The organism is Tissierella carlieri (genome assembly GCF_018917285.1).
Lineage (GTDB): Bacteria > Bacillota > Clostridia > Tissierellales > Tissierellaceae > Tissierella > Tissierella carlieri.
Genome location: NZ_JAHLOH010000042.1, coordinates 51,052 through 65,364 on the forward strand (window position 1 = coordinate 51,052; position 14,313 = coordinate 65,364).

At 28.5% G+C, this 14,313-nt stretch carries 10 protein-coding genes; 3 read left to right on the top strand and 7 right to left on the bottom strand.

All coding sequences use genetic code 11. The features are described 5' to 3' along the window. Positions 1–266: 266 nt before the first annotated feature. Positions 267–1,910 (top strand): PucR family transcriptional regulator, encoded by a 1,644-nt coding sequence (locus KQI38_RS13635; protein WP_216560312.1) that lies wholly within the window; start codon positions 267–269, stop codon positions 1,908–1,910. Between the two features lie 268 nt (positions 1,911–2,178). Here KQI38_RS13635 and KQI38_RS13640 read toward each other — a convergent pair whose 3' ends face one another. The 7 genes from KQI38_RS13640 to KQI38_RS13670 all read right to left on the bottom strand — a co-directional run bounded on the left by KQI38_RS13640 (position 2,179) and on the right by KQI38_RS13670 (position 11,469). After that, complete coding sequence (locus KQI38_RS13640) at positions 2,179–3,468, bottom strand: ABC transporter permease (RefSeq protein WP_216560315.1); 1,290 nt, start codon at positions 3,466–3,468, stop codon at positions 2,179–2,181. After that, positions 3,465–4,175 carry an ABC transporter ATP-binding protein gene (locus KQI38_RS13645; RefSeq protein ID WP_216560318.1) on the bottom strand — a complete coding sequence of 237 codons (711 nt, stop codon included), beginning with the start codon at positions 4,173–4,175 and terminating at the stop codon, positions 3,465–3,467. The genes KQI38_RS13640 and KQI38_RS13645 overlap by 4 nt, the downstream gene beginning before the upstream one ends. Continuing rightward, complete coding sequence (locus KQI38_RS13650) at positions 4,176–6,257, bottom strand: efflux RND transporter periplasmic adaptor subunit (protein WP_216560321.1); 2,082 nt, start codon at positions 6,255–6,257, stop codon at positions 4,176–4,178. Positions 6,258–6,423: 166 nt separating this feature from the next. Then, entirely contained in the window at positions 6,424–7,107 is a 684-nt protein-coding gene (locus tag KQI38_RS13655) for a response regulator (protein ID WP_338114478.1), read from the bottom strand. Positions 7,108–7,121: 14 nt separating this feature from the next. After that, positions 7,122–8,579 carry a sensor histidine kinase gene (locus KQI38_RS13660; RefSeq protein WP_216560327.1) on the bottom strand — a complete coding sequence of 486 codons (1,458 nt, stop codon included), beginning with the start codon at positions 8,577–8,579 and terminating at the stop codon, positions 7,122–7,124. A 530-nt stretch (positions 8,580–9,109) separates the two neighbouring features. Further along, the gene (locus KQI38_RS13665; protein ID WP_216560330.1) at positions 9,110–10,015 is read right to left on the bottom strand and encodes an acetamidase/formamidase family protein; all 906 of its coding nucleotides are present in this window, start codon (positions 10,013–10,015) and stop codon (positions 9,110–9,112) included. Between the two features lie 83 nt (positions 10,016–10,098). Further along, the gene (locus KQI38_RS13670) at positions 10,099–11,469 is read right to left on the bottom strand and encodes an APC family permease (RefSeq protein WP_216560333.1); all 1,371 of its coding nucleotides are present in this window, start codon (positions 11,467–11,469) and stop codon (positions 10,099–10,101) included. 418 nt (positions 11,470–11,887) lie between these two features. Here KQI38_RS13670 and KQI38_RS13675 point away from each other — a divergent pair, with 418 nt between their 5' ends. Further along, on the top strand, positions 11,888–12,976 hold the full coding sequence (locus KQI38_RS13675; protein ID WP_216560336.1) for a response regulator transcription factor: 1,089 nt from the start codon (positions 11,888–11,890) through the stop codon (positions 12,974–12,976). Further along, positions 12,966–14,198, top strand: a complete 1,233-nt coding sequence (locus KQI38_RS13680; RefSeq protein ID WP_216560339.1) for a sensor histidine kinase — start codon at positions 12,966–12,968, stop codon at positions 14,196–14,198. Before KQI38_RS13675 ends, KQI38_RS13680 begins: the two co-directional genes overlap by 11 nt. Positions 14,199–14,313: the final 115 nt, after the last annotated feature.

The following is a 14,313-nucleotide window of genomic DNA, read 5'->3' on the forward strand; positions in this document are numbered from 1 at the left end:
TAAGCCTCCTTTTAATCACTTATCTTATGAATTTACCTTATTTATTTTTCTATGGTATAATCATACTATAGTTTAAAATGTGTATGTGCACATAAATTTTGATATTGTCTGTGCTACATATACATTCATGTATTATCTAACTGAAGTAATCTTTCCATGTGATTCGTACTGAAAAAGATATAGTAGTATGATAATGATATACTTATACAAATAAACTATATTAAAGATTAATTCTTTGGCTAATCTAAATCATTAGGAGTGATCTTATGCTTGAGTTAAATGAAATAATGAAACTAGATATTATGAAAGGAGCAAAAATTTTATCTGGCCAAAAAAATCTAAATAATAAAATACGAAGTGTAAGTGTATTAGAAATTCCCGAAGCAACACCATTTATAAAAGATTCTGAATTATTGATATCTGCCTTTTACTCCATACGTACAGATACAAAAAAGCAGATAGAAGTTATCAAGATGTTAAAAAACGTCGGGGCAAGTGGTCTTATTTTATCTCATGTAGGATTAATACTAAATAGAGTTTCCCAAGAACTTATAGATATTTGCAGCGAACTGGATTTTCCTCTTATTTTAGCCCCAGCTGATTTAGCCTATATTGATATTATTTCACCTATTATGGATACTCTCTTATATAACCATAATAAAGAATTAAAACAGACATTGAGAATATATGATGTCATGTCAGAGACAATAATAGATAAGCAAGATCCTACAAATATTTTAGAGACACTTTATGACCTAATAAATAGACCTATACTCTATTTTGATTGCAATCAGGATTGTGTCTTTCAGAAAAGCATTGATAAAGAAAGCAAAGAAGTAAAATCCTTTATTATAGAACAAATAAATAATAATTTTAATACCTTTCTAGATAAAAAAGATGTATATATCAATCATAAAGATGGAGCAATTCAATGGCTACTAACACCTATAATAAGTAATTTTAGATATTATGGTATATTGGCAATCTTCCTTACTAAAAAATTAAATGATTTAGATTGGATAGCAATTAATCAAACTAAAAACTTCATCTCAATGGTAACCTTAAACAATATAAATAGAAGGGATTATAAAATATCCGTAAAAAAGGAATTTATTATTGACTTAATAAGCAAAGAGCCAGTTAATGAAGAAATGACTATAAAAAGAGGCTTAGGACTAGGCTATAATATTGACCTATTAAAATTAGCCATTGTAATAGATATATATGACTTTAACTCGTTATCAGAAAATAGATCTGAATCCTATTTGATTCAACTTAAAAAAGATATTTTCCAAACTGTTGAAAATAATATCTCTATGAAAGTTGATGAGTACATTATTATAGACTATAGTGATAAGATTATTTTATTATTATATAAGGATATAGATGAGAAAACCACAAAGGAAAAAGCCCTTAAAATAAGCAATTATCTTATAGAAAAAATAAAAACTACAAATAAGATTGATGTTTCTATTGGTATAGGTAAATACTATGAAAAATTTAAGTATATCTGTAAAAGTTATAATGAAGCACAGACTGCAATAAAAATCTCTAATAAATTATTTTCAGTACCTCAATGTACTTCCTATAATGAAATTGAAATATATCATTCTATCTTTGAAAATGCAGACCTTCACTGGGTAAATAAAATCATCAAGGAACTATTTGGTAAGCTTATAGAATATGATAATCTAAATGACTCAGAACTTTTATATACGCTAACCAAACTTCTAGAAAATAATCTTAACACACAAATGACAGCGAGAGAATTATTCATCCATAAAAATACAATAGCACAACGAAAGAATAAGATCATAGAGATTCTAGAGGTAGATCCATTTACTTATCCTAATATAACAAAATACACTTTAGCAGCCTTGTTGTATAAATATTTTCATAATAATTCCTAAGCAGCAACTAACTATAAATTCATAATTTAAAATTTGATGTGGATTAATCAATAAGTTTGACAAATCTTATTAAATAACCTTAGTTCTGCAAAAATAAAATTGTGATTGAAAATGATATAGAACAATGAATATGGCATAAATTCCTAGTCTGCATTAAATAAAAATTACCATATGAATATATAATGAAGGACCAAGAACTATGCCATATCCAACTACAAATAACTTGCTTCTTTCAATAATTTAATTTGAAGAAAATTAGTTTCTGTGCTTACTCATATCTTAAGGCTTCTATTGGATCTAACTTAGCTGCTTTTTTAGCAGGGTATGATCCAAAGAATATACCAATAAATAATGAGAAGCTAATACTTATAATCGCTACCCATGGCGAGAATATAAATGGAACGGAAAATACTAATGAAATAATTAATCCGATTGCTGTTCCTAGAAGCAGACCGATTGTACCGCCTATAAATGAAATGATTATAGCTTCTATTACAAATTGAAGCTGTATATGCTTTCTTTTCGCTCCTAATGCTTTTTTTGTTCCTATTTCTCTTGTTCTTTCTGTAACTGAAACAAGCATTATATTCATTACACCTATACCTCCTACTAAAAGAGATATACCTGCAATTGCTGATATAGCCATTGATATTTTCTTTAAAGTCTGAGTTACCATTCCTATCATAGATGACATATTACTTACTGCTACCTTCCAATCTTCATTATATTCATATAATGAGTCAAAGTGTTTTTGTAGTGCTGCTGTAAAGTTTTCTATATTCTTTGCATCTTTACCTATTACAGTTATAGATGAGTGATTTTTTTCGATCATATCTTCTTTTGCCGTTGATAGAGGAATATAAAATGTTGTTCTCGTATCCTTTTCAGCCCCCATACCTTCCATAGATTCAGAATTATCCTGCTTATAAATCCCTATAATTTGAAATAATTCTATAGAATCTTTCGAATATACTTTTACATCTCGTCCCAGAATGTTTTCTTCATTAGGAAATAAACTTTTTGCGAACAAATCTGATACAACAGCAACATTGTTATAGTTCTTAATATCCTGATTTGAAATAAAATTTCCTGAAATCATCTTAATTGAATTTGCTTTAAAATAATCTTGATTTACACCTAAAATAGATATATTAGCATATTCATCTCCGTCTCTAGCCTGTGCTTGATTTTTTTGCTGACTTATAGATATTCCTTCTATATCATTTGGAAATTTATTTATAATTTCTGATATCATACTGTTACTAATTAAATCATCCGATTTTGGTTTAACTGTATTATTTTGTGCCTCATTAGAATCTCCTATGCTTAAATCTTCATAAAATATCATGTCTGAATCTTTTTTTTGAATATTAATAAATATATTTCTACTACCAAAACTAGATAATTCTTTTGCTACTGATGATGTCATTGCTTTACCTATAAATACTATTGAAGTTATAGACATAATACCAATTATTATTCCTAGCATGGTGAGTATTGATCTTAATTTATTAGCTCTTAAGGATGCCAGAGCTAGTTTAATGTTTTCTTCAATCATAGTATCACCTTTTGTAATTTATCTTTATTATTTAAATAGTCTGAAACTACTAGGCCATCTCTAATTGTAATTATTCTATCTGTTTCTAAAGCTAATTCTTCACTATGTGTTATTATTATTACTGTTTTCTTTTCTATTCTATTTATTCTTTTAAATATATCCATTACTAAGTTTCCTGTTTTTACATCTAATGCACCTGTAGGTTCATCTGCTAATAGTATAGGTGGATCATTTGCTAAGGATCTTGCTATTGCTATTCTTTGTTTTTGACCTCCAGATAATTCATTTGGTAGATGATCTAATCTATCATCCATCTCTACAGTTCTTAATAACTCTATGGCTCTTTTATTCCTAGTTTCTTTGTCTATTCCTCTATATAACATTGGTAACTCTACATTTGATAAAGCAGTAGATCTAGGAATTAAATTGAAGTTCTGAAAAACAAATCCAATCTGTTCATTTCTAACTTCTGATAATTCATCATCTGTTAGAGATGCTATAGGTATATTATTTAATAGATACTCTCCTTCTGTTGGTTTATCTAAGGCACCTATAATATTCATAAGAGTACTTTTACCTGAACCTGATTGCCCTACTATTGAAACAAATTCTCCTTTTTTTATCGAAAGATCAATTCCTTTTAATACAATTAATTCATTAGGCTGACCACAAAAGAATTTTTTCACTATATTAGTTAGTTCTATCATTTAAAATATACCTCCTGTAGCCGTATTTTTTATGCTTTTTTCACTATCTTCATTTATATTCATTTTTATCTTCATACCTTCTAATAATTTATCACCTATTATTTCTACCTCAGTCTTAGTTGATATTCCAATTTCAACAGGTATTTTTTCATCTTCAATTGTATAGATATAGTTTCCGTCATCTTCTTTACTTATAGCAGTGACTGGAACAGAAAAAGCATTTTCTTTAGAATTAACTACAATATTTAAAAATGCATTCATGCCTGGCTTAATTTTAGAACTAATACTATTTGGCTTAGCATTTATCTCAAATTCTACAACTGGTGATCCAATTGGACTCACAGCTCTAGGTGATATAAATGTGACACTACCTTCAAATGTTTCATCTCCTGATGCTAATGTTGTTATAATAACCTTTTGTCCAAAATTTACTGATGAAAGATTGTGTTCTTTAATATTTGCTTTTACATGAACATTATCTAGATCTTCAACAACAAATAAAATATCATTTGACATTGTGCCTACTTCTGCTTTAACCTGTGTGATAATTCCATCTCCAGTTGCTATTACACTACCTTTTTCTAGCTGTGACTCTAGTTTTTCTAAACTTAATTTATTTACATCTCTAGATACTGTAGATATAGTTTTATCTTTTGCTTGTTTTACTGTATTTTTTGCATTTTTTAAATTATTGTTTAGGCTTTCTAATTGCTTTTGATTTCCCATAAGAGTTCTTTTTGCATTTTCTAAGTCATTTTCATTTGTTTTTATATATTCTCTAATTGCGTTTTCTTTATCTAATAAAGCTTTTTGAAAGTTATTTTTTGCAATAACCAGCTCATGCTCAGCATCTTTAATTGTATTTTGCAATTTTACATATTCTGCTGATGCTGATTTTAAAGCTTCTTGTTTTGCTTTATTCATTCCTGATATAGCCTTTCTATATTCTCTTTCTAAATCATCAATCTCATTTCTTACCTGATCATAAGTTTTTTCTATAGTTTTTATATTAGATAATATTGTTTCGTTAGAACTTTTATCAAATTCATTCTTTGCTCTTTTTAAGTTTTCTTTTGCTCTCTCTAGTGTTATACTTAATTCATCTAATTCTTGTTTTGCTTTATCCTGAGCTTCTTTTATATCATTTAATTTTAATGTTATATTATCTATCTCTTCTTGAGTACTCTCTGGATTAGATAATATAGATTGATACTCATTATAAATATCATTATAAGTTTTCTGTATATTTAAATATTCATCCATCTTTTTATTATAACTACGATTAGCATCATCAATAGCAATTTTATTATTATATTCATCAAATACTGGTCTTTCTCTATTTTGTGAACGAATATCTTTTCTAAGATTAGAAAGCTCTGTTTTTTTTCTTTCTAGTAATATGGCTTTCTCTGAAATATCATTTCTATAAGAAGAATCATCAAACCTATCTAAATTAGCCCTAAGATCTTTTTCTTCTTCTTGCATTCTTTTTATATTTCTTCCTTGATTCTCTACTGCTATTTTAGCTTCTTCTATAGCAAAATCATATGAGTATGCGTTAAATGGTTCTTTTACTTTTTCTTCTATCTTTTTTAAATCCTTTTCTGCATTATCTGTTTGAATTTGTTGTTGTTGTATTGAAATTTCAGTAGACTCTAGCGATGTATTAGCATTAGCTATACTATTTTCATTTTCTTTTTTACTTTCCTTTAATGACTCTAATGAAGATTTATAGTTTAGTTTAGCTTGTTGTATCTCTGTTTCTATTGCACTTGTATCTAAAACTGCTAATACATCTCCTTTTTTTACAGTATCTCCTACTGATACAAGTATTTCTTTTACTGGTGCATTTAGAGTTGAAAAAATATTAGTCTTATTATCACTAATAACAACACCTGAAGTTGATATTCCATTAACTAAACTCTTTCTCTCTAATGTAATACTCTCTGTATTATTTACTATCTGATTTTTTGTGTTTTTCTTTAAAAATATCATAGTTACTGTACTTATAATTATTAGAAGTGAAACTATAAATATAACTTTTTTCTTGTTTTTTTGTACATAGACTTCAATATTTTGCATGATATCCCCCTATTTATTTTACTTTTATTTTCTAGTTTAATTATAAAAAATTAAAATTAATATCTTCTAACTAAAATATAAACAAAATATAAACATTAAAATAAATAAAAAACGCTGATAATCAGCGTTTTAACTTGTTAATATTTAATTTATTCCGACTATTATATCAATAATTTTTAAACCTATATCCTGCCCCCCATAATGTTTCTATATATTTGGGATTTAATGAATCATCTTCTATCTTATCTCTTATTCTATTTATATGAACAACTACTGTTGCTTCATCTACATATGAATTTTCTCCCCATATTTTGTCTAATAATTGTTGTTTATTAAATACAATATTTAGATTACTGGCTAAGAAATGTAGTAGCTCAAACTCCTTGTTAGGTAAAAATATTTCTTTTCCTCTAATGTATACCTTTCTTGATTTCACTTCTATTGTTAAATCTCCTCTGATAATTACATCTTCTTCTTTCATTGTGCTTCTCGTTAATAACTCATATCTACGAATATGTGCACCTACTCTAGCTACCAGTTCTGAGGGTTCAAATGGTTTTACAATATAGTCTGTGGCACCCATACCTAAACCTTTAATTTTATCTAAATTCTCATTTTTTGCCGTCACAAATAATATTGGTATGTCATGATGTTTTATAAGTTCCTTACAAACTTCAAATCCATCCATATTTGGAAGCATTATATCTAAAACAATTAAATCGTATAAATTTTCATCGGCTTTTTTTATTCCATTTTCTCCTGTATAACATATATCTACTTCATATTGATTTGCTTCTAGATAATCTTTCTCAAATTCCGCTATCTTTTTATCATCTTCTATAATTAACACTTTTTTCAATTATATCAATTCCCTTCTTCTATAACCTTTAACCCTGCTTTAGGCAAACTGATAATCAATTCTAATCCATCATTATATTTTTCATTTACTCTTATACTACCATTATGTGCATTAACAATATTTTTGACAATAGCTAGCCCTAAACCTGCACCTCCTGTTTGCTGACTTCTTGATTTATCAGCTCTATAGAATGGATCAAATATATTAGTTATTTCATCGTTAGTTATTCCCATACCATCATCAGCAAAAGAAATATTATATAGCTCGCCATATTCTGATAAAGTAATATATATATTACCTATACCATCTTTCTTATATTTCGCACTATTTTTTAAAATATTTAATACAACTCTTTTAAAATGCATCCAATCTATCTGAACTTCTGCCATTTCTAATTCTGTAATAAAATGTATATATATATTGTCTTTACTAAATTCCGACCTAATTTCTGATATACATCCTTCAAAAAAATCAACTAAATCAGTACTAATAAAGTTAAAAGACACACCGTTCATATCCAATGTGGAGTATAAAAAAAGTTCATTTATCATCTTACTCATTTGGTCTGCTGTTTGGTTAATATTTTCTAAATACCTAATTTGTTTTTCTTTTGTATCTATAATCCCTTCTAATAATCCTGAGGTAAATCCCTTTATAGATGTAAGTGGAGTATTAAGATCATGTGTTATTCCTGCTATTAGCTCTTTTCTATTATTTTCATATCTTTCTTTTTCTTCTTTAGAATTAAGTAATTTCTCTCTCATATCATCAAAATCTTTACACACATCTCCAAATTCATCATCATTAAGATAATCAATTTCAAAGTGTAAATTACCCTCTTTAATTTGATTTGTTCCTTCTCTAAGAGCGTTTAAAGGTCTTAAAATTGATCTTAAAATAATAAATGTCATTACAGATGTTGTTAAAATAACTGCACTAACTATAGCCACTAAGACAAATAATATAGTTTTCATTATAAATTGTTTATCTTTTGCAATAGTCTCATTCTGCTCTTCTAAAGTTACTCTCGTCTGTGTACTAACCATATATAAATAATTAATATTATCATTGCTGCTACTATCATTTCCAAATAATTTTATACAACTTGCTTCTCCTGATTCATTTATAATAGTGTATTCACTTTTATTTGCATTATTGAAATATTCTCCTATCACCTTATCTGAATATTCATTATAATTTTCACTTTCATAACTTGTATCATTATCAAGTATAAGCTTTACTGAATATCCCCCAGCTTCAATTTCCTTTACATTTTCTATCACCTTTTCAAAGTCTTCTTCTAAGATATTCTGCTCTATTCTTTGTATGATTTCAAAATGATCTTCATAAACAAATCTTTCCTCTACTGCATTAGATGCAATATATAATGACAATATTCCAATAACAACTGGCAATAAGAATGTTAACAAATTAGATATAACAACCTTTTTTCTTATAGACATTTTATCCTCCTTTGTAAGCTATATATGTTATCATCTTATTTATTTAATTCTTTACTTTAAAACTAATATTATCTTATAACTTGTTTATTCTATATTATCTTTATCCATATATCTTATTATTATAAATATCAATATAACTGCAACTACTGCGTACATAATATAGTTCATACTATTAATTAACTAAACTATTTTTGATATCAGTTTATGTTTACTTAAATCAAAGGCACTAGATAAATCAATTATAAAATTATATGTAGCATGAACATATACCCCTTTAAATATTTTATAGTATATAAAATAATATTCACAGTATAAACAAGATATCTTTCAAAATTTTTAACAATTATACCATATTAAAAAATTTAAATCTATAAAAAATACGGAGAGAGTGCATTCCTCATTAGAATACCTCTCTCCGTCCAACTTTTTGGGGTCAGATCAGTTAAACCTTATCTCGTGCTTTTCACTTTAAGCTTTTTTATTTAGCTCTATTAATTACTTTCTACAATTGCTCCCTTAATTTCTCAAAACTATAATGATTGAATCAATCTTTCTGTTGATATAATATATTTTGGTATAGCAGCTCTTATGGTTTTTTTAGGATCTACAACTTGAGATATTTTTAAATCTACAGCCAAACTAGTTAAAATATAAGCATCTTCCCATTCTAATCCTAGAGCACCCTCAAGATATTTTACCGTTTCACTAGTAGCTTCATATAGAGCAGAGTCTAAATTATTACCGGAAGCAATAACCATAGTATATCCATCTGTTTCAAGTAAAGGCCACTTAACAGTTTTACCTTTAATTAAGCTTATTTCCAGTGTAACCTCTGCTGGTACTTCTAATCCCGTAAAGCAGATTTCTCCATCTCCCATAATTGCATGACAATCACCTAATGCCAACAAAGCACCCTTTTGATTTACAGGAAAATACAATGTAGACCCAGCTGTGATATCATTAGTATCCATGTTACCACCATGTTTCCATGGACTATCAGTTGGCCATTCACCATCTTCTTTAGAAGGTGCTACTCCAATTACTCCTATCATAGGTCTTATAGGTAACTTTACCCCATGGAATATTGCATACCCATCCTCAATATTCACAACTCTAATTATTGGTTTACTAACTTGATCACCAAGTACACCTTCATTAGGTACTACTGCACAAACTCCTTTATTAGCAACATCAATGCTAATAACTTTTACTTGAAGTAAATCCCCTTGTTCTGCACCTTCTACATAAATAGGTCCTGTAGCAGGATTCAATCTATCATAGTCAATTTCTGTTAAAACTTGCTCTTCATTATAGATTTGTTGAAAGAAGCAGTCATTTGTCTTTACCTTGATTACATCCCCAGGGGAAATTACCTCCACATGATCCATTAAATTTGTAAATTTGTAAATAACTTTGTTTCCTGAAATTATCTTCATCTTTATCTCCTCCACATCTATATCAAAATTTATACTTATTACTTCAAAAAGACAGGAGAAACTTCCCCTGTCTTAGCTCTTATTTACTCAAGGCTATTGATATCATCAGGTGTTAGTGTAATTAATTCGTGCTTATTAGGATGTTTCTTTCTATAGGATTCCATCAATAAGTATAATACAGCTCCAATAAAACTATATATGATAAGTGAGATATATCCACCTATTGCTAATTCCAAAGATGATCCTATGATTATCCATACAGATACTATCATTCCTAGAATGAATAATAGATTACCTCCTGGTGCCTTATAAGGTCTTTCCCATTCAGGAAACTTCTTCCTTAGAACCATTGCATCCAAACAACATATAAAGTATACCAACCCAGCTGCTATACAGGAAACTGCATAAATATATTGAACCCAGTTATCTCCAGTAAAGAGACAGAAGAAAACTGAAAATAATAATACTACAAAATTTGCCACTATCGGCTGTCCATGCTTGTTTAGTTTGGTGAAAGCTTTAGGTAACTGATTTAGCTGAGCAGCTCCATATAATACTCTTGCTGATGATACCCAAAATCCCATCAATGTAGTAAATGCATGTAGTATACCTGAAACTATAGCTGCTATACCAACTATTTTAGGTAATCCAAATTTAGCTACAAGCTCTGGTTCTGGTAGATTCATACTTGCTATTTCTTTCCAAGGAGCCATACCACCTATTGCTAATACAATGATAAAATATAGAATCGCAGGAACAAACAATGATGACAGAATAATCTTCCATATTTTCTCTGGTGGAAAGTTTGTTTCTTCTATCATTGTGGGAGTCATTTCGAAGCCTATAAACTTCAAGGAAAATACTGCAAATGCTATAAATATCCCATTGAATCCCCTAGGAAACATACCACCATGAGAAGAAATATTATCAAATGACCAGTTTCCACTAAAGAAAAAAGTTCCAGCAACAATTAATGATATAACTACCATTGTGAAGAAAAATATACTAGCCAATCTTCCTGTAAATCCTATGTTAAAATTAGATAGTATATACCATAAAACTATTATTCCAATAGCAACCCAAACTACCATATGAGCTGGAATAGGAATAAAAAAATTAAGTGCTGTTATAAAAATAAATGCCATCATAGGTGGCTCCACGACTTGTATTAAAAACATCATCCATTGAGCTGCCCAACCTGCTTTATGACCAAATGCATTGGTAGTCCAGATATCAACCGCAGATGAAAATGGTAACATTGCAGTAAGCTCCGCAAAAGTTAGACCTACAGGTATTAACAGTACAGCCAGAATAGGAAATATAATTGCTGCTCCTGCTCCAGTTACAGAGAACCAATAAGGAGCCTCAGCAAGCCAACCGCCGATTACTGCTCCTGAAGCTATAGCTATCATTTGCATAAAAGATAGATTTCTTTTTAATTTTACATCTGACATATTAATACCCCCTATAATTATTTAATAACTTCTAATCGCTCGTCTGTGTTAATAACATGGCAGTAAATATTATTCAAGATTTCCATCTCATAATAAAAAGATACATGCCTATCATTTACCCTCATAGATAATTCCTCCCTTTATTTTAATATAATTACTACCTAAACAATTACAAATTGTTGATGCTTTGTTGAATACATAATTGAATTTTTTTATTATTCTAAATATATTGTAACATCTCTAGTGTCGATAAATCCTTTACATATATTTTCTTTTTTATATCTTAATATCATATTTTGCAAATCAAAAGTATGAAATAGCAAATCTATAATATGTTGATATGTATATAAGCAAATGATAATCTATAATTAGAGACTTTATCTGTTAAATATATCTTCTTCAAGGAGGGACAAACATAATGTATACAGTATTAATAGCAGATGATGAAATTATTGAACGAAATTATCTAAAAAGCGTTCTCAAAAAACACTCTGACGAATTTACTCTAGTTGGAGAAGCAACTAATGGGGAGCAAGTTATCAATATAGCTTTTCAAAAGAAACCTAATATTATAATTATGGATATTAATATGCCTCTTCAAAGTGGGCTAATTGCTGCCAAAACTATAAAGACAAAGTTCCATAACACCATTATCATCTTAAATAGTGCTTACTCAGAATTTAAATTTGCACAGCAAGCCATCCATTATGATCTTGATGCCTATTTATTGAAACCTGCTAGTGAAAAAGAAATACTTGATACAATGATTAATTCTCTTCACAGAAAATGTCTGAAAGGACAAGTCATTGGTGACTATTGTAATGTCTCAAATACTTTAAACAATAAATATCCTTATACACTAGTAGACAGATTAATCAATTCTATCTTCACAGAAGATTTTGAACTTATTAGGTTTAACACTCTTAACTATCTTGACTTTTTAAATTCTCAGCAACATAATTTAGAAGAATACAGATTACATATAGTAAATACTATTTTTTCAATAATGAGATCATTAAAAAAAGTTTTACCTGATGATATACAATCATTATTAAATGGTGATGAGTATCTTCAAAAAATAAGCAAATCCCAATATTGGTATGATATACTGGCTGTCACTGAAGATTTCTTTAGGCAATTCTTATTTTTATTCAGTGGAAATCTATCTTTATCTTCTAATTTTACTGATATGGTTGAAAAATACATAGAAGAAAACTTTGAGAAACAGATCTCATTAGATATGCTTGCAGAAATATTTCATTTTAATCCCACATACCTATCAAGAAAATTTTATCAGGATAAAGGTTACACTATAAATGATTTTCTGAATCAAAAACGAATTGACTATGCTATTTACTTATTAAAAAATTCTTCTCTTTTAGTAAAAGATATTTCAAGAAATTGTGGATTCACAAATGTATCACACTTTAATCGTAGTTTTAAAAAGGTTACAGGTAAGCAGCCTTCTCAAGTCAGACTGGAGGGAAACGTGGAAAATGGACATTAAACTGACAGATATATTAACAGAAGAGTTCCTAGAAAAATTTCAGGATTCCTTTGCTTTTGCTACAGGTTTTGGTGTTGTTTTTGTAGATTTAGACGGTAATCATATAGGAGAAGGAAGTAATTTTTCCAAATTTTGTAGTGCAATTAATAAGACAGAAGAAGGGGCTTCTTACTGTGCATTAACTAATCGGAAGGCAATAGATTTAGCTATTAAAACAAAAAAGGCCAGTATATATGTATGTCATGCAGGTCTTATAAATATAGAAATCCCTTTAACTTATGAAGGAGAATATATAGGAGCAATTACTGCCGGACAAGTTTTATGTTCAGATATGGATACCTATCCAAAAGATACAGAGTTTAAACCACTACCTTGGCTGGATACAGAAGAAGCAGCCGAATATTTCAGTAATATAAAAATACTCACCAGACAAGAAATTGAAGCTACAGCAGTATCTCTAGAAAATATAGCCAATTATATTATTCAAAATACTATGTATAACAAGCTTCAGGAAAAATTAGCAGAGGAACGAGAAAAAACTTTGGAATATGAGAAAAAACAAATCGAGATGGAGCATCATCTAAAACTAGCAGAATTAGATGCACTCCAAAAACAAGTTACTCCACATTTTATTTTTAATGTAATCAGCTCTATATCTCGATTAATTTCTATGGAGGAATATTCATCTGCTTCAAATATGCTAAATTCTTTTTCACAAATGCTACGCTATAGTTTGTCAAATATACGATCAAAGATTACTTTAGAACAAGAACTCAACTATATTCAAAACTATTTAGTTATACAGAAAAATCGTTTTTCTGAAAGAATAGACTATGAAATTATGGCAGACAATGAAATACTCTCACTAATGATACCTTATTTCTCTTTACAGCCTTTAATAGAAAATGCTATTGAACATGGCCTTCTCCCATTGGAAAATGGTGGTAAATTGAAATTAAATTTTTCAACAACATCTTCTGACTACTGTATTGAAATAATAGATAACGGAATTGGAATGAATTATAAAAAATTAGAAGAAGTTAAAAAGATCTTACAAATTGATAGAGATACTTGCTCAACAAATCATATAGGTCTTAAAAATTGCTATAGAAGATTTAAACTTATGTATGGTGAAAATGCAACATTTAATATAGATAGTAAACCCAATGAAGGTACAAGGATATATATTACAATCTCAAGGAACGCTGATATCATAAACTGACACTCTTATTTAAGTATTTCTAATATAATTAGATATTGCTAAATGCATGTTAATAAGGTGCAAGAATACTTATTTTTACTTCATTATCATTCATTATCAACACCTCAAAATAATT